This window comes from Bacillus sp. es.034 (genome assembly GCF_002563655.1).
GTDB lineage: Bacteria > Bacillota > Bacilli > Bacillales > Bacillaceae_B > Rossellomorea.
On sequence record NZ_PDIY01000001.1, the window covers coordinates 3,363,508 to 3,381,980 of the forward strand.

Below are 18,473 nucleotides of genomic sequence, written 5' to 3' on the forward strand. Positions count from 1 at the left end.
ATGGATTTCTCTTTATGTTTGTATCAAAATCCCTTTCAAACACAGTTTAAACAAAAAAAAAGGATATCCCTATTTCCAGGATATCCTTTCACTTATTCTCGATTCTATTAACGGTTTCCTTTGATGTATGGTGTACCAAGTGCTTTAGGTGCATCTGCACGACCGATGAAGCCGGTCAGTGCCAGGATGGTAAGCACATATGGCGCAATCAATAGGAATACACTTGGGATGTTTTCAAACAACGGGATACTTGATCCGATGATACTTAAACTTTGGGCGAAGCCGAAGAACAGGGCCGCTCCCATGGCTCCAAGTGGATGCCATTTCCCGAAGATCAAGGCTGCAAGGGCCATGAACCCTTGTCCACTGATCGTTGCATGGCTGAAATCCGAGGAAATCGCCTGGGCGTATACTCCCCCGCCGACACCTGCAAAAGCACCGGAAATGATGACACCGATATAGCGCATTTTCGTTACATTGATTCCCATTGTGTCTGCAGCCATAGGATGCTCACCTACAGAACGCAATCTTAAACCGAACGGGGTTTTGAACATAATGAACCAAACAATGAAAGATACAAGGATCGCGACGAATGGCGGCCAGTATGTGTTGGAAAAGAAGATATCTCCAATGACCGGGATTTTGTGGAGCAATGGAACATCGACCTTTCCAAATCCTTCAGAGATGATATCCGTTTGACCTTTTCCATAGATACGTTTGACTAAGAAAAGAGTCAACCCGACTGCCAGCAGGTTGATGGCTACACCTGATACAACCTGGTCAGCCCTGAATGTAATGGAAGCAACGGCATGCAGGACAGCCAAGAGTCCCCCCATCACCATGGCCACAAGAAGCGCGACCCAAGGAGTCGCTGCACCGAACGTATCTGCAAAAGCAAGGTTGAATACAATACTTGAGAAGGCACCGATGACCATAAGGCCTTCGAGTCCAATGTTTACTACACCTGAACGCTCTGAGAACGCCCCTCCCAAAGCAGTGAAAATAAGTGGAGTTGCCCAAAGCAATGTCGATGGGATGAGTATTGTCAAAATATCAATGAAACCCACTTATTTCACCCCCTTTTTACTAAATCGTTGAATCAGATAACGGATCATATAACCGGATGCTACAAAGAAAATGATAAGGGCAATAATAATATCTACCAGTTCATTTGGTATTCCTGCATCGAGAGGCATATTCAGTGCCCCTACCTTAAGTCCTCCAAATAGAAGCGCGGCGAATACAACTCCGATGGCCGCATTACCACCAAGAAGGGCTACAGCGATCCCATCGAATCCGACACCTGTAAATCCTCCCTTGATTGAAGCATAGCCGAATGTGCCAAGCCCTTCCATCGCTCCTGCAAGGCCGGCAAACGCTCCAGAGATGACCATGGAAAGGATGATGTTCCCATTTACGTTCATACCGGCATATTGCGAAGCATGCTGGTTGAATCCTACAGAACGCAACTCATATCCACGCGTTGTCTTTTCAAGCAGGAACCACATGATGAATACACATGCAAGGGCGATGAAAATCCCCCAATGCAATCGGGAGTAATCTGTCAAACTTTCAAAGAAAGGTGATTTCAATGAAGCTGTATCTGCAATCATATCTGTACGATCTTTACGGTCAGTAATGACATCACGGATGATGGCATTTGTAACATGAAGAGCAATATAGTTCATCATGATCGTGACAATGACTTCATGTACGCGGAATTTCGCTTTAAGAAGTCCCGGGATAAAGCCCCATAGAGCCCCCGCCAATGCTGCTGCAATGATGGCAAGCGGCAGGTGGATCAGCTTAGGTAAACCATCAAAGGCAACCCCAACCCATACAGCTGCAAGCCAGCCCACAATCAATTGACCTTCCACACCGATGTTAAATAGACCCGTTCTAAAGGCGAAGGCAACAGCCAGTCCTGCTAAAATATATGGTGTCACTTGACGGATCGTTTCTCCTACATAATAGATCTCACCGAAGATCCCGTTCCATAATGCAGTGTACCCTGCAATCGGGTCATACCCACTCACCAGCATGATGATCGTTCCGACAATGATACCTAAAAGGACTGAGATGACCGGGATTAATACATTTGTTAAGCGGTTAGACATGTGATTCCCCTCCCGTTTCCTTCCTCTTCGAACCAGCCATTAAGAGCCCAAGTTCTTGTTCCGTTGTTTCCCTTGGATTAACAATTGCTACAATCTGACCTTCGTAGATCACGGCGATACGGTCACTAACATTCATGATTTCATCGAGTTCGAATGAAAGCAGAAGAACCGCTTTTCCATTATCTCTTTGTTCGATCAGACGTTTATGGATAAACTCGATCGCCCCTACATCAAGGCCCCTTGTCGGCTGGGCCGCAATCAATAGATCCGGATCCCGGTCAACCTCACGGCCGATGATTGCTTTTTGCTGATTTCCCCCGGACAAAGCACGGGCAAGGGTGAATTCTGATGGAGTCCTGACATCAAATTCCGCTATCAATTTTCTTGCCTGGTTGTAAATATTTTTATAACTAAGTACCCCTTTGTTGGAATATGGTTTCTGGTAGTAAGTCTGAAGAACCATATTTTCCCCGATAGGAAAATCAAGTACAAGGCCGTGTTTATGCCGATCCTGAGGAATATGACCTACACCCGACTCATAAATTTTACGGGGTTTCATATTTGCGATTTCTTTTCCATTCAGTTTGATTGAACCACTGTCGACTTTATGAAGACCCGTGATGGCCTCAATCAACTCACTTTGTCCATTTCCATCCACACCGGCTATGCCAAGGATTTCCCCTGCTTTCACCTCAAGGTTCAATCCCTTTACAACAGGGACATTTCGCTGATCTTTTACGTTTAAGTCACGAACCTCCAGAACATTATCACTAGGTGTTGCTTCTTTCTTCTCTGTTTTAAATGTGACTTCACGCCCCACCATCAGGCTGGCAAGGTGATTCGGATCCGTTTCTGAGACCTTCACTGTGCCGATCCCTTTACCTTTTCTGATAACGGTTACATTATCACACACCTCCATAATCTCTTTTAGCTTGTGAGTGATAAGGATGATTGATTTACCTTCTTTAATCAATGTTTTCATGATTTGAATCAGTTCTTTGATCTCTTGAGGTGTCAATACGGCGGTCGGTTCATCAAAGATCAGGATTTCTGCTCCACGATAAAGTGTCTTTAATATTTCCACACGTTGCTGCATACCTACTGAAATTTCTGAAATTTTAGCGTTGGGATCTACTTTCAAACCATATCGTTCAGAAATATCCAGAATATCTTTTTCAGCTTTTTTGATATCCACTGTCGCCCCGGATTTCGGCTCTCTTCCGAGAATGATATTCTCCGTTACAGTGAATGTATCGACGAGCATGAAATGCTGATGAACCATCCCGATTCCAAGATCATTGGCGATGTTCGGGTTGGTAATATTCACTTTTTGCCCTTTAACACGGATTTCTCCCTGCTCAGGCTGGTATAAGCCGAATAACACGTTCATCAATGTCGACTTACCTGCTCCATTTTCACCAAGAAGCGCATGAATTTCACCTTTTTTGAGCTGGAGGGTAATGTTATCATTTGCTACGATGCCTGGAAATTCTTTACGGATATTCAGCATCTCAATTACATAATCCATTGCTAATCACTCCTTGCATAGACTAGGGATATTTATCTAGTAGTTAGAGGTCAGACCTTCACTACTCAGAAAAAAAAGGGTTTCCCCGAATAAAAATCTAAATGAAAGATAGAAATTTTCTATACTTCAATTAAATTTCTATTAATGTTTGAATCCATTTTCATGAGGATATGCGGCCGGATATCCTCCGGCCACTTTCCTTCTTATCCGATTAGTTAGCTGAGAAAGCTTCCGCATCTTTAATAGATTCAGGAACTTTTACATCTCCGCTAGTAATCTTTTCTTTCCATTCATCTACTTTTTTCATGACTTCATCTTTATTGGAAAGTTCGTCATTTAATTCAGCAAGTCCTACACCGTCTTCTTTAAGTCCATAAAGGATTTGCTCCCCACCAGGGAAATTTCCTTCTTTTGCTTTAGTGGAAAGATCCACTACTGCGTTATCAACGCGCTTAAGAGCCGATGTAAGGATGATATTATGATCTCCTACTTTACCTTCTGCTGATTGGTCGGAGTCAACACCGATTGCCCAAAGTTCACGTGAAGGATCTTTTTCTTTCAGGTCACGTGCTTCTTTGAATAATCCATTACCCGTTCCCCCAGCTGCGTGGAAGATTACGTCTACATCTTGAGTGTACATTTTTGATGCAATTGTTTGTCCAAGTTCAGCTTTGTCGAAAGCACCTGCATAATCTGCAACGATTTCCGCATCAGGATTGACCGCTTTAACACCAGCAATGAAACCAGAATGGAAGCGTTCGATTACCGGAATCTCCATACCACCGATGAATCCGATTTTGTTCGTTTTAGTCGCAAGTCCTGCTGTCACACCAGCAAGGAAAGAAGCTTCCTGCTCTTTGAACATGATGCTTGCAACGTTTGGTTGATCTACAACAGCATCAACGATTGCGAAGTGTGAATCTTTTTGTTGTTGTGCAATTTCAGTGATTGCACCTTCCATAAGGAAACCGATACCATATACTAAGTCAAAATCTTGACGAGCTAATTTGTTTAAGTTCGTAGCATAGTCAGCATCTGATTGTGACTGCAAGTAGTCAAATCCATCTTTACCTTTTTCCATGTCGTTCTCTTTACCGAAGGCTTTAAGACCTTCCCATGCTGATTGGTTGAAAGACTTGTCATCCACTCCACCAACATCTGTAACCATTGCTACTGTAAATTGATCTTCTTTCTTGCCTTCACCACTAGATGCACCTTCTTTGTCCTCGCTTGTTCCACAAGCACCTAATAATGTACCTGCTGCCAGAACAAATGATAACGCTAAACCAAATTTACGTTTTTTCACCTAGAGTACCCCCTATTATTGTAATAAATTAGTAGTAAGATGGATTGCTGTTATACGCGCTTTCTTAATACCTGGAAGCTAAATTTGTCTGATCTGAAATAGTTTACGGAATACAGGATTGGCTCATCGTTTTCATCAAAATGCATTTGCTTCAAAACGAGTAAGGCTGTTTCCGGCTCGCAATTTAGAATAGGGGAGATTTTATCGTGATATCCCATTGGTTCAATTTGTGCCACTGCATGGGTAATTCTCTTATTCTCCCGTTTTTCTAAAACAGTGAAAATTGAATTATCCTCATGTGTGAAATTCCTCGGCATGACTTTCTCAGGAATTTTGTCTACGCAATACACAACCGGTTCCCCGTTTGCGGTTCGAACCCTTTCAATGAGGATCACGTCGTCCTCTTCATTGCAAATAAACCTCTTCACATCATCCTCAGTAGCCTCTTGAGTTGTTGAGCTTAAGAAAATGGTCCCTGGCTCCATACCAGCCTGCTTGATCATGTTCGTTACACTGTTCAGCTGCTCGATACCAGAAGTGAAGAGCGGCTTGGCGTTTACAAATGTACCTACACCATGACGTCGTACGATGACACTTTCTTCCTCAAGAATCCTGAGGGCTTCCCTAAGAGTAGCCCTACTTACACCTAATTGTTTGGAAAGATCGAATTCAGATGGGAGTTTTTCTTTTTCTTTGTATATTCCCGCCTCGATATCCTTCTTCAAACGGTCAATTACTTGTAAGTATAAATGCCGATTGTCTGTTTTTATTGTCACTGGAACCACCACCACATTTTCTCAAGACATCAGACCTCTGATGTATATCTTTCCTACTAATCGAAAATACTATAACACTTTTCTTTTGATAAAGGAATAGCATTGTGTGATTTTGTCGAAAAAAATGATTAGAATGACAATTTAAAATCCTTTTCTGTAAAAATATTGAAAAAATAGTTGATTAACTGCGCTTAAATGGAATATTTTAACTACTTTTTTACAGTGGAATCGTTTTTCTTTATCATTTTTTACATACTCTCAACAAAGGCATTACATTTGTAAACGCTTTTAATAGTATAACACATTCGTGGATAAACCCGTATCACTTTCAATAAAGCGTATTCAAATCGGGTATTTCCCTCATTCCACGCATGAAAAAAGGCATGTTACCCCATTCGAGTTGAATAGAGTAACACACCTTAGATTAGGAACTTTGCTCTTCTGATGGCTTGCCGACCAGGACGGTTCTGGGCTTGCTGCCTTCATAGGGGCCTACGACTCCCCTTACTTCCATTTCATCGATCAATCTCGCGGCCCTCGTATAGCCGATCCGGAATCTTCTTTGAAGCATCGAAACGGATGCTGTTTGCATTTCTGCGATCAACTGGACGGCATCATGATATAACTCGTCTTCCGCTTCCCCTGACTTCTCCTCCGGCACTTCATCGGGAATCATTTCTTCCTGATATTGAGCCTTTTGCTGGGAGATGACAAAGTCTACGATTTCTTCTACTTCTTCATCTGATAAAAAAGCACCTTGCACCCTTGTTGGCTTGGATGCCCCGACTGGCATGAAGAGCATATCTCCTCTTCCCAAAAGCTTTTCAGCTCCACCGGAATCCAGGATCGTTCTGGAATCGGTTTGGGATGATACGGCGAAGGCAATGCGTGATGGGATATTGGCTTTGATGACCCCTGTGATCACGTCTACCGATGGGCGCTGCGTCGCAATGATAAGATGGATCCCGGCAGCACGTGCCATCTGTGCAAGCCTTGTAATGGCATCCTCCACGTCGCTCGAGGCTACCATCATGAGATCCGCCAGCTCGTCTACAATCACTACGATATAAGGGAGCAGAGGCTGTTTATCTTCATTTTCTATATTCTGTCTCTTCACGTAGTCGTTGTAGCCTTCGATATTCCTGGTTCCCGTATGAGAGAATAACTCATATCTCCGCTCCATTTCACTGACAACCTTCTTTAAAGCCTGAGACGCTTTCTTGGCATCTGTTACGACGGGTGCCAGCAGATGTGGAACTCCATTGTATACATTAAGCTCAACCATTTTCGGATCAATCATCATCAGCTTTACTTCATGGGGCTTGGCCCTCATGAGTATACTCGTAATGATCCCATTGATACATACACTCTTACCGCTCCCTGTTGCTCCCGCTACTAGTAAGTGAGGCATTTTATTCAGCTCGGCGAGTACCGCTTCACCTGTAATGTCACGCCCTAAACCAATCTGCAGTTTCGCATCCGGTTTGTTGTGCTCCTTCGCTTCAAGAACCTCCCGCAGGGACACCATGGCCACTTCTGAGTTCGGAACCTCAATTCCGATGGCCGACTTACCCGGAATCGGAGCTTCAATCCGAATATCTTTCGCTGCAAGGGCCAACGCCAAATCATCACTCAGATTGACGATTCTACTCACCTTAACCCCTACATCTGGATGTACTTCATACTTTGTGACGGCGGGGCCAAGATGGACTTGCGTCACTTTCGCCTTTACCCCGAAGCTCTGGAATGTTCTTTCAAGCTTAGCCGCGTTGGCATGAATCAATTGATATTCGTTACTCTGATCCGTTTTTTTCGGGGTTTTTAATAAAGAGATCGAAGGAAGCTTGTAATCTTTATTTTCCACTTCCGTAAAGGTGATTGGCGGGGATGCTTCTGCTTCCCCTTCCGTATCGCCTTCTTTTCCTGATGAGGAAGCCTCTTTATCGTTACTTGTCCCGGCCTCTGAAGTTATGGGGTCTTCTTTTGATTGTGAGCCGCCATATGCACGCTCTGCAAAATTGGAAATGATCGGTTCCCGTGTTTCTTCTTCCTCGGTAACCATTGGTTCAGGCGATTCTTCCTTTTTCTTCATTGGTTCATCTTTCTTTTTCTTCTCTTTTATTTCTTTTTTCTTGGATTGCTCTTCCTTCCAGTCGCTCATATCCTGTTTAAAGGCTGACCATTGCCCACTCATAAACGCGCCAAAGCGTTTCCCTGCTCTTCCAAGCACGTCCCCAATGGATTTACCCGTCACAAGGATGATGCCGATCATAATGAACGTTGCGCTCACGATCCTTGCCCCTTGTGAATCGAATAGAAAGTAGGAAACCGCAAACAGGATGCTGCCGATCATCCCTCCTCCAAGATCGGAAGTACTGGATTCACCGTTGACATCCATCCAATATAAATCCCACGTATTCATGATGACACTGGGATTAGAGAATGAACCACCATTTGAAAGGAGATCAAATAATTTCACATGACTTAACAGGAGGAAACTTGCAATGATGATATATACCCCCACAAGTCTCCTGCTGAACAACATCGGTACCTCCCGTTTTATCATCAGGTAGCCTGCTACATACAGCATCCATAGAAGGGCAATCATATACCATTCCCCGAGGAAGAAACGATAAAAATAGACAAGTGCCTTTCCTACGGCTCCAAGCTCAATGATGGAGATCAAGCTTAATGCGGATAAGATCAATCCGATGATTTCATACTTGATCGTCTGTTTCAGTGCAGAGCCTGTTTGAGAGCGTTTTTTTCTTTTTTTTCGTTTTGCCAAACCATTCACCTAAATTCTGTTGAAGTCTATCTGATTTATGTACTGGAAGATGAAGAAAGGGCTGACCCTTTGGGGCAATGTATGTGCCTAAGGTGTCAAACCCTTCCCGTGAACTTTTTGTATATACTGTCTTCTGAGTAATATTATAGCATATCCCCTATTTCGGGAAAATCCTCTTTCTCACTTAATTGTTTAGATATTCCCCTGGGCAGATTTGATCATTTAAGTAATGGGCTGGATCACTGCTCATGACCCTGATGATTCGATATTTGCTTTCCTCCTGCTGAACCAGAAGGGGGACGCCCTGATAGTTTATCATCATTTGCCCGCTGAATTCATTTTCATCGGTGGGAAACACAAGATCATTGGGTACCATTGTATAGAGGATCATTGCACCAGCCCCTCTTGTGAATCTGCCTGCTTCTTCATCTCGATCAATTCATTGATCTTTCTGATTGCCGACCCGATGCCGCCAATTCCATCGATCAATCCGTACTCCACGGCATCATCCCCCACCACATTCGTACCTATATCCCTTGTGAGGTTCCCTTTTGCAAACATTAGGTCTTTAAAATCCTCCTCCGTGATATTGCTGTGCTTAGTCACAAAGCTGACTACCCGATCCTGCATTTTATCCAGATACTCAAAGGTTTGGGGCACACCGATGACTAAACCGGTTAATCGGACCGGGTGGATCGTCATAGTAGCCGTACTTGCAATGAACGAGAAGTCGCAAGATACAGCAATCGGAACCCCGATGCTGTGTCCTCCCCCAAGCACGACAGAAACAGTAGGCTTGGATAATGAGGCGATCATTTCGGAAATGGCCAGACCCGCTTCCACATCTCCCCCGACTGTATTCAGAATCACGACCAGCCCTTCGATTTTGGGATTTTGTTCAATGGCCACAAGCTGGGGTATGACATGCTCATACTTTGTTGTCTTATTTTGGGGCGGAAGCTGCATATGTCCTTCTATCTGGCCCACAATGGTGAGGCAGTGAATATTGGAGTCTTGAGAAAGTTGCGGAACATTGGTTTGACCCAGCTGTTGAATCTTTTCCATCAATCCAGACGGTTTATCTTTCTGATCATCTTGACCTTTATTTGGCTCATCCTGCATATGTTCACGATTTTGTTCCATGAAAACATCTCCTTTTCATTCCCATTCTCTTGTTATTATTTTAATATGGGAGTGTTTTCATACTTTATTCTTTATGATCAAATAAATATAGGGCTATTTGTTCGAAACAAATAGCCCCACACTTTATACTTCCATGATGATCGGTAAAATCATCGGTCTTCTACGTGTTTTATTAAATAGGTAATAATTCAGTTGATCCCGGATGTCCTGCTTGATCGCTGTCCATTCAAAAGAACCTTTTTGCAGATAGGAGTGAACCACATCCGTCACGATCCCCCCTGCCCCTTCGATCAATTCCTCGGACTCCCTCACATATACGAATCCCCTGGAGATGATCTCAGGGCCTGAGACGATAGACTTGGATCTTCTGTTGATGGTGACGACAACCGTAAATACACCGTCTTCCGATAACAGCTTACGGTCACGAAGGACAATATTCCCTACGTCCCCGACACCGATCCCATCAATCAATACATTCCCCGCCTGAACACGGCCGCTCATTCTCATCTTACCATCCTTGTATTGAAGTACGTCACCCTTATCCATGATGAAGATTTGCTTATAAGGCAGTCCCGTGTCATGGGCGAGCTGGGTATGAGCGACGAGCATTTTATATTCACCCTGGATGGGTATGAAGTATTTTGGTTTCATGATATTCAACATGAACTTTAAGTCTTCCTGACTCCCATGACCTGAGACATGAACTTTTTTCGAAGCGGTTAATACATTTGCCCCTGCTCTATAAAGCATGTCGATCGTCCTCCCCACTGTCACTTCCATGCCTGGGGAAGGGGTGGCGGTTATGAGGACCGTGTCACCTTCTTCAATATTTACAAGACGATGGGAACGCTTGGACATCCGTTGAAGGGCTTCAAACGGTTCCCCTTGAGTTCCTGTGGCTATGATGAGGACTTCATCTTTAGGATAATCATCCATTTCGTCAATTTCGATGATCATTTCATCCCGGACATGAAGGTATCCTAGTTTCAAGGCCACATCATAAACTCTCTTTAAGCTCTTCCCGACCACAGCCACTTTTCGATTATTCTGCTCAGCTGCATCAAATACCTGCTGAAGGCGAATTAAATTCGAAGCGAAGCATGCTACGATCACTCTCCCTGAGGCTTTTCTCAAGGCGTTCGTGATATGTTGTTCGATAACAGACTCTGATGTTGTAAACCCTGGTCTCTCGGCCTCTTTACTATCAGACAATAGACAAAGGACACCCTTCTCACCGATTTGCGCCATCTTGCCTAAATCCGGCCGGTAAAGATGCTTTGCCGATTGATCGAACTTGAATTCTCCTGTGTGTACGATGACCCCTTCAGATGTATGTATGCAAACCCCGACTGAATCAGGAATACTGTGTGTGGTTTTAAAGAACGTCACATTCACACCATCAAAAGTAAGGTAGCTATCAGAATGAATCGTATAGAACTTCACATCATCCCTTATATGTTCATCTTTCAGACGTGCCTTTACCAGTGCATTCGTTAAGCGCGTTCCATAGACTGGAGCCTTGATCTTCGTTAATACATATGAAATCGCACCAATACTGTCTTCATGTCCATGAGTCAGGAAGATCCCTTTTACCCGTTCTTTATTTTCAATCAAATATTGAATGTCAGGAATGACGATATCGATCCCAAGCATTTCATTTTCAGGAAACATAAGTCCTGCGTCAATCACGAATATTTCATGGTCGACTTCAATCACGTACATGTTCTTGCCTATCTCTCCCACTCCCCCGAGTGGTATCACCTTAATGCTTTCATTCTTTATCTTACTCACCATTATGTCCTCCTATGCTGTTCCTTCCCCGATCTTCAATCAGTTATATTCATTATACTTGATACCATTTTGGTAGTACAACCAATTTTATCCTTCATCTTCAGGATTAGGAAAAAGACTGCAAACATTTATTCTACGTTACTATTTCGATACGGTAAGAATAATTCCTTCTTCTTTTGAAGAATTATCTCACTGAGAGTACAAACGGATTTAGCCCTATTAGAAAGAACAAAAGACCGTGAAGGACATAGCTCCACAGTCTTTGGGATATAGATGCGCATTATATTAAGATAAGGCTTCGAGCAAGTGAGACAGCTTTGCTCTTTCTACTTCTGTTAAAGGGATCAGTGGCAACCGCACAGAGCCAACGTCCAGGCCTTTCATCTGGAGGGCCGTTTTGACCGGAGTGGGGTTCGGGCTCGTGAACAGGCCTTTCATGATCGGAAGAAGCTTTTGATGCAGTTGTGCTGCATGGGTGATGTTCCCTCCTAAAAAGGAAGATACCATCTCCTGCATCTCATTTCCGATGATATGAGAGGCCACTGACACAATTCCCGCCCCGCCAATGGATAATACCGGCAGTGTGAGGCCGTCATCACCACTGTACAACATAAAATCTTCAGTCGTATTGGAAAGGATTTCAGTCATATTGTCCAGATCCCCGCTTGCTTCTTTCACAGCAACGATGTTCTCAATTTTTGATAAACGAACAATCGTTTCAGGGGAGACATTGACGCTTGACCTGCCCGGAATATTATACAGCATGACAGGTAAGGAAGTTGATTCTGCAATCACCTTAAAATGCTGGTACATCCCTTCCTGACTCGGCTTATTATAATAAGGCGCTACCAGCATGATGGCATCGACGCCTGCCTCCTCCGCCTTTTTAGTAAGTTCGATCGAAGCATGGGTATTGTTGCTTCCCGTACCGGCAATGACCGGAATTCTGCCATTCACCACTTTCACGACATGACGGAATAGGGCGATTTTTTCTTCCTTCGTTAATGTGGGAGACTCCCCGGTAGTGCCTGCTACTACTAATGAATCTGATCCATTCTCGATCAGATAATGGATTAATTGCGTCGTTTTAGTAAAATCAATATTTCCTTTACGGTCAAATGGTGTAACCATCGCCGTCGAAACGCGGCCAAAATTCAATCTAGTCACTCTCCTCAGTAAGTTTATCCCACTCTGAATGTAGCATTTCTTTCTTGTAATTGGAATGTGTCATGAAGGGCATTGATGGCATTGATCAAGTCCATTTCCTTCACCAGGACCCAGATGGTCGTATGACTGTCTGCTGATTGTAGGATACGGATCCCTTCGTTAGAGAGGGATGATACGATGGCAGAAGTCACCCCGGGTACACCTGTCATTCCCGCCCCCACCACGGAGATCTTAGCACACTCAGATTCTATGACGGGGTTATGCCCCATCTTTCTCAAAACCCTGATTGCATCATCCGCTACCGAAGAACCCACCGTGTACACGACACCTCTCGGGGATATGTTAATGAAATCAACACTGATCCCCTCTTTGGCCATGGCTTTGAACACTTCGGCTTGAAGATTATACTGATCTTCTTTTGCGAATACTTTAATTTGGGTGAGGTTGGATACATGAGCAATCCCAGTGACGGGGTGACTCCTGAACTCTTTATGGGCCTTCGTATTTTCCAGTGTCGTCACAAGAGTGCCTTCTCCATTTGAATAGGTTGAACGAATTCGTATCGGCACATTCGAATTCATGGCAATTTCAACCGCCCTTGGATGGATGACCTTGGCTCCCTGATATGCCATATTACAAACTTCATTATATGAAACCACCGTTATCGGTCTTGCTTTGGAAGAAATACGTGGATCAGCGGTCATGACCCCTTCCACATCTGTAAAAATATCGATGTAGTCCGCTTTTAATGCGACACCAAGAGCAGAGGCGGAGGTATCGCTCCCTCCTCTTCCGATGGTAGTCACATCCCCGTCCTTGGTAGCTCCCTGGAAGCCTGCCACTACGACGGCATCATGATGTTCCAGTTCCCTTACCAACCGGCTGCATTTCATCTCTAAAATTTTAGCATTGTTAAAATCGTTATTCGTCCGGAACCCTGCCTGAGCTCCGGTCAGGGCTGTCGACCGGATTCCATGCTCGAGGAGCATATTGGAAAATACCAGACTCGAAATGATCTCTCCACAGGATAGTAATAGGTCCTGTTCCCGTTTACTGATTGAAGTGTTTCTGCCACCGATTAAGGACAACAGGGAATCTGTGGCGTAGGGTTCCCCTTTTCTTCCCATGGCTGAGACGACAACCACCACTTTATATCCTTTATCGATTGCTTGTTTCGTGTGGGCGATTGCTTTCAGACGACTTGCCTCATCACGTACAGAAGTTCCACCAAATTTTTGAACGATCACTTTCATGACTACACCTCGTTGTCATATTCAAGAGGTATTGGAAAAATGATTAGTGGAATTATGCAGATTAATTGCTGAAATGATCCCTCTTATTTACTTAATTAGCCCCAGATTCATTAAACTTTCTGCAATTTGAACAGAGTTCCAGGCAGCTCCCTTCAGTAAGTTGTCAGAGACAACCCACATATGGAACCCTTTTTCTTCATCAAGATCTTTACGGACGCGGCCCACAAATACATCCGGCTTACCTACGGCATGAGCAGGCATCGGATAGATTTGTTCTTCAGGTACGTCTTCCAGGGTTACCCCGGGTGCATCTTGAAGAAGTGCATGGATATCCTTCACCGAAACTGAATCCTTCTCAATTTCAATATATACACTTTCGGAGTGACCTGTTACAACCGGTAATCTGACACATGTCGCTGATACCTTCAGAGCAGGCATATGCATGATCTTTTTCGTTTCATTGATCATTTTCATTTCTTCGAATGTAAAGCCGTTGTCCTGAAACGTATCAATTTGAGGAATGGCATTATAAGCAATCTGATAATGTTTTTTGCCGCCTTTTACAGGTAACACACCAGGTTCAAATGATTCACCGGATAAAATGGCCTGGGATTGTGCATGAAGTTCATCAATGGCAACGGCACCGGCACCTGAAACGGCTTGATAAGTGGATACGATTACTTTCTTCAAGCCATACTGCTTACGTATCGGCTCGAGTGCTGCAACCATTTGAATCGTCGAACAGTTCGGATTGGCAATGATTCCATTGTGAAGCTTAATGTCCTCTTCATTCACTTCCGGGACGACAAGTGGAACATCCGGATCCATCCGATATGCACTCGTATTGTCGACTACGACTGCCCCGCGTTTTACGGCTTCAGGAGCAAGAAGTTTTGATACACTTCCACCTGCACTAAATAAAGCGATGTCGACCCCTTCGAAACTTTCGGGCTTCGCTTCTTCAACAGTCCATTCTTTGCCTTTAAATTGGACAGTTGAGCCTGCAGAGCGTGCTGATGATAGTAAAGTCAATTGTTTTATTGGAAAATCCCTTTTTTCTAATGTTTGAAGCATTTGTTGTCCGACGGCACCGGTGGCACCCACAACAGCTACATGAAATCCCGATGTATTCAAAATCTTCTCTCCTTCCAACCATTCAATATTCTCATAGTACAATAGGTAAGTTAATTTAGTCTATTACTATAATAAAGAATATTTTAACATAAACAATTATTCGACAATAGGATTTTTTATTGATGATTCCGGGTTTGTCTATCTATACATACATGAAAAGAAGGTCATTTGAATTCCCCGTGGGATGACCTTCTTCTTGAATTAATCTAAATATCTTTCGATGACGACGGGTTGAAGCTGATGCCCATCCATGGCCGCTTCGATTGTTTCTTGAATTAATGTCATCCTCGCAACCATCGACTTTGGTTTACTTTCAGGTGCATCCTGCCCAAACGGAATAAAATAAATATCTTTCGTTGAAATCAATCTCATCAGATTAACACCATTCAACCCCAGAGCATCATTTGTGGAAATACCGAGTACTACCGGGCGGTGATTACGCAGTGTTGCTTTGGCTGCCATTAACACAGGGGAATCGGTCATTGCATTGGCAAACTTACTCATTGAATTACCCGTGAGGGGTGCAATCACCATGCAATCCAGTGGAATCTTCGGCCCAAGTGGTTCTGCTTTAACGATTGAATCAATCACTTTATGTCCGGTCACGTCTTCGATACGTTTGATCCAATCTTCTCCCTTACCGAATCTTGTTTCCGTATTCATAACGGTAGATGTCACAATCGGCATGACTTCCGCACCATTATTCACTAATCTCTCAATTTCTGGGAACACGGCATCATACGTACAATGAGATCCTGTGAGACCAAACCCGATACGTTTTCCTTTCACACTCATGATGAACTCTCCTTCCCTGAATCAAAATCTTCCTCTAATAATTGACAAAGAACATTCGCCAGGATCTGCCCTGCCGTTTTCGGTGCTACGATCCCTGGGAGCCCAGGGGCTAATAATGCTTTAATCCCGCGCTTTTCTGCATAACGAAAATCTGTACCGCCCGGCTTTGAAGCCAAATCGATAATTAATGTATGGGCAGGCATTTTGGCTATAACGCCAGCCTTCACAATGTGCACTGGAATTGTATTAATACAAATATCACAATTCTCAACCTCTTTTTCCAAATGGTCCAAATGGAATGGCACTAGCCCCATTTCCGTCACCCTGGCCAAGTGCTCGCTTTTGCGCACTCCGACCTTTACCCTTCCACCTAAATGATGAAATGTCCTGGCCACGCTCATACCCACTCTGCCGAGACCTAATATCACGATGTCGGATCCGTGGATCGTAAAGTCTGTATGTTGAATAGCCATCATAATCGTTCCCTCTACTGTAGGGATGGAGTTATAGATGGCAACGTCGTCTCTTTCAAACAACTGAACAAGTTTGCGGTTCGTTGAAGACATGATTTGGTCCAAATACGCATTACTAATTCCTGAATAGATCGTACAGTGCTCTGGCGTTTCAGATACAATTTCTTCCGTTAACGTGATTTTCTCATTTGAAAAAATCGTATCGATTTCTCCTTGTAGATTCGTGCCGGGTACAGGTAAGATAATGGCATCCATCACTGAAAAGTCCACTTCATCGAGTTTTTCCTTTGTGGCCCCTGTAAAGGCATGATCTAATTGTTCAAAACCTACGAGTGATATTTTGGCATCCAACTCCGTAAGCTTTCGAATAATCTCAAGTTGACGAGCATCTCCGCCTAGAACTGCGATCTGCATTCCGGTCAGCATCACTGATTTCACCTACTTTTTACATAATCGCTATTCTAAATCCCTTTTCACTTCAACAGTGTATGTAGCACATACCCAATGGGTGAGAAGAAAAGCAGGTATGGACGGTTTGAGAAAAGCAGGCAAAATAAAAAACGGGTCAGGACCCGTTTCGTTTTGCTGCAGTATTGAATTAGTCATCCGAGACTTCCAAAATGATCATATCTGCCCCGATTGTCCTGATCTGATGCCAGGGAACCCGGATTTCTCCCCCCTGCTTCCTCAGCCATTTCCCGGTGGGGATGATCAGTGCACTGATGCTGCCTGACTTATCATTAAATTCAAGATCTGTCTGGCCAAGGATGCCAAGCCGCTCCGCTTTTTTATAATCAACGATTTCCTTCCCGCTTAATTCACTTAGCCTCATGATTGTATCCCCCTAAAAAAAGCTATGTAGTACAATGTATACACTGTCCACCTTCTTTAGAAGAAAAACTTTACCGTTCCATAAAAAAAAGCAGCCCTCCTGAGGACTGCTTTTCACGTTCATTTTTTCATGTTTTGAGGCAGGTTTCCATCCGGGCTGATGAGTGAGGAAGCATAGTCATCCGTGAAGATGTCCAAAGCCAGACGGTTGACTTTATCCATGGTCACACCATCGATTTCTTCGACGATCTCGTCCAGGGTCCGGTGTCGTTTCAGCAGTAATTCATTCTTTCCGTTCCTGCTCATACGGCTATTGGTGCTTTCTAAGCTCAGCATAAGGTTTCCTTTTAACTGCTCCTTGCTGTTTTGCAGTTCTTTAGAGGTGATCCCTTCTGCTTTAAGAGCTTGCAGTGTACTGTCGATGGTATCGAATAATTGATCTAATTGATTGGCCCCTGTTCCCCCGTAAATGGTCACCATGCCGCTGTCTTCGTATGCGGAGTGATAGGAGAATACAGAATAGGCAAGGCCTCTCTGTTCGCGAACCTCCTGGAACAGACGGGAAGACATACTGCCACCCAATACGTTATTCAACACAATCAAGTTGTAAATGTCAGGATGACCGATCTCAAGACCATCGAACCCTAAGCATAAATGTGCCTGTTCCGTATCTTTCTTACGGGCAAGCTTATTGTAATGAAAAGCAGGTTTGATCCTCTCTTCAGGTCCTTTACCACCTTGGTATGAACCGAATAACTTCTCAACCTCTTTGATGAATGACTCATCCACATTTCCGGCCACGGATACCACAACTTGATCCGGTGTGTACATATCATGCATATATTCCTTCAGTTTAGACTGATTGAATGTGTTTAAAGTATCTTCCGTTCCCAAGATCGGATACCCCAGTGGATGCTCTTCATAAATTGCCTTACTGAGCAGATCATGTACGATATCGTCGGGGGTGTCTTCATACATTTTGATTTCCTCATACACCACATTTTTTTCTTTATTCAATTCCTCTTCTACATAAGTGGAATTGAAAAACATATCTGACAGTGTATGTAATGCATAATCTGCATGATTGTCCAATACTTTTGCATAATAGCACGTATATTCCTTTGAAGTAAACGCATTAACCTGTCCGCCTATGCTATCAAATGATTCGGCTATTTCACGTGCAGTCTTGGTTTTTGTGCCTTTAAAAAACATATGCTCAAGAAAATGGGAGATCCCATTATTTTGTTCGGTTTCATTACGTGAGCCGGTACCGATCCAGACCCCTATCGCTACGGATCGAACGTGTGGAATTTCTTCCAGTACGATTCGCAATCCATTTTGGCATGTATATTTCTTAATCAAGAAAGTTCC

General features: G+C 43.7%; 16 protein-coding genes. All 16 read right to left on the reverse strand.

What is annotated here, in order from left to right; translation table 11 throughout:
* Positions 1–107 precede the first annotated feature (107 nt).
* Positions 108–1,067: an ABC transporter permease gene (locus ATG71_RS17160; protein WP_098440726.1), complete on the reverse strand. Its 960-nt coding sequence runs from the start codon at positions 1,065–1,067 to the stop codon at positions 108–110.
* Positions 1,068–2,117, reverse strand: coding sequence for an ABC transporter permease (locus tag ATG71_RS17165; protein ID WP_098440727.1), 1,050 nt, complete (start codon positions 2,115–2,117; stop codon positions 1,068–1,070). It lies immediately after the preceding gene.
* Positions 2,110–3,645, reverse strand: coding sequence for an ABC transporter ATP-binding protein (locus ATG71_RS17170; RefSeq protein ID WP_098440728.1), 1,536 nt, complete (start codon positions 3,643–3,645; stop codon positions 2,110–2,112). Before ATG71_RS17170 ends, ATG71_RS17165 begins: the two co-directional genes overlap by 8 nt.
* A 211-nt stretch (positions 3,646–3,856) precedes the next feature.
* Positions 3,857–4,951: a BMP family lipoprotein gene (locus ATG71_RS17175; RefSeq protein WP_098440729.1), complete on the reverse strand. Its 1,095-nt coding sequence runs from the start codon at positions 4,949–4,951 to the stop codon at positions 3,857–3,859.
* Positions 4,952–5,001: 50 nt separating this feature from the next.
* Complete coding sequence (locus ATG71_RS17180) at positions 5,002–5,727, reverse strand: GntR family transcriptional regulator (RefSeq protein WP_098440730.1); 726 nt, start codon at positions 5,725–5,727, stop codon at positions 5,002–5,004.
* 424 nt (positions 5,728–6,151) lie between these two features.
* Positions 6,152–8,515 carry a DNA translocase FtsK gene (locus ATG71_RS17185; protein WP_098440731.1) on the reverse strand — a complete coding sequence of 788 codons (2,364 nt, stop codon included), beginning with the start codon at positions 8,513–8,515 and terminating at the stop codon, positions 6,152–6,154.
* Positions 8,516–8,699: 184 nt separating this feature from the next.
* Entirely contained in the window at positions 8,700–8,906 is a 207-nt protein-coding gene (locus tag ATG71_RS17190) for a YlzJ-like family protein (protein ID WP_098440732.1), read from the reverse strand.
* Positions 8,903–9,637: a ClpP family protease gene (locus ATG71_RS17195; RefSeq protein ID WP_098441884.1), complete on the reverse strand. Its 735-nt coding sequence runs from the start codon at positions 9,635–9,637 to the stop codon at positions 8,903–8,905. Before ATG71_RS17195 ends, ATG71_RS17190 begins: the two co-directional genes overlap by 4 nt.
* A gap of 144 nt (positions 9,638–9,781) precedes the next feature.
* Positions 9,782–11,449 carry a ribonuclease J gene (locus ATG71_RS17200; protein WP_098441885.1) on the reverse strand — a complete coding sequence of 556 codons (1,668 nt, stop codon included), beginning with the start codon at positions 11,447–11,449 and terminating at the stop codon, positions 9,782–9,784.
* Positions 11,450–11,734: 285 nt separating this feature from the next.
* Positions 11,735–12,607: a 4-hydroxy-tetrahydrodipicolinate synthase gene (gene dapA / locus ATG71_RS17205; RefSeq protein WP_286163049.1), complete on the reverse strand. Its 873-nt coding sequence runs from the start codon at positions 12,605–12,607 to the stop codon at positions 11,735–11,737.
* A gap of 23 nt (positions 12,608–12,630) precedes the next feature.
* Positions 12,631–13,869, reverse strand: a complete 1,239-nt coding sequence (gene dapG, locus ATG71_RS17210) for an aspartate kinase (protein WP_098440733.1) — start codon at positions 13,867–13,869, stop codon at positions 12,631–12,633.
* Between the two features lie 87 nt (positions 13,870–13,956).
* The gene (asd, locus tag ATG71_RS17215; RefSeq protein WP_483295313.1) at positions 13,957–15,003 is read right to left on the reverse strand and encodes an aspartate-semialdehyde dehydrogenase; all 1,047 of its coding nucleotides are present in this window, start codon (positions 15,001–15,003) and stop codon (positions 13,957–13,959) included.
* A 201-nt stretch (positions 15,004–15,204) separates the two neighbouring features.
* Positions 15,205–15,801 (reverse strand): dipicolinate synthase subunit B, encoded by a 597-nt coding sequence (dpaB, locus tag ATG71_RS17220; protein ID WP_179886654.1) that lies wholly within the window; start codon positions 15,799–15,801, stop codon positions 15,205–15,207.
* Positions 15,795–16,697 carry a dipicolinic acid synthetase subunit A gene (dpaA, locus tag ATG71_RS17225; RefSeq protein WP_098440735.1) on the reverse strand — a complete coding sequence of 301 codons (903 nt, stop codon included), beginning with the start codon at positions 16,695–16,697 and terminating at the stop codon, positions 15,795–15,797. The genes dpaB and dpaA overlap by 7 nt, the downstream gene beginning before the upstream one ends.
* Before the next feature lie 172 nt (positions 16,698–16,869).
* A complete protein-coding gene (locus ATG71_RS17230) occupies positions 16,870–17,103 on the reverse strand; it encodes a YlmC/YmxH family sporulation protein (protein WP_034760116.1) in 234 nt (77 codons plus the stop codon).
* A gap of 119 nt (positions 17,104–17,222) precedes the next feature.
* Entirely contained in the window at positions 17,223–18,464 is a 1,242-nt protein-coding gene (locus ATG71_RS17235; RefSeq protein WP_098440736.1) for a M16 family metallopeptidase, read from the reverse strand.
* Positions 18,465–18,473 lie beyond the last annotated feature (9 nt).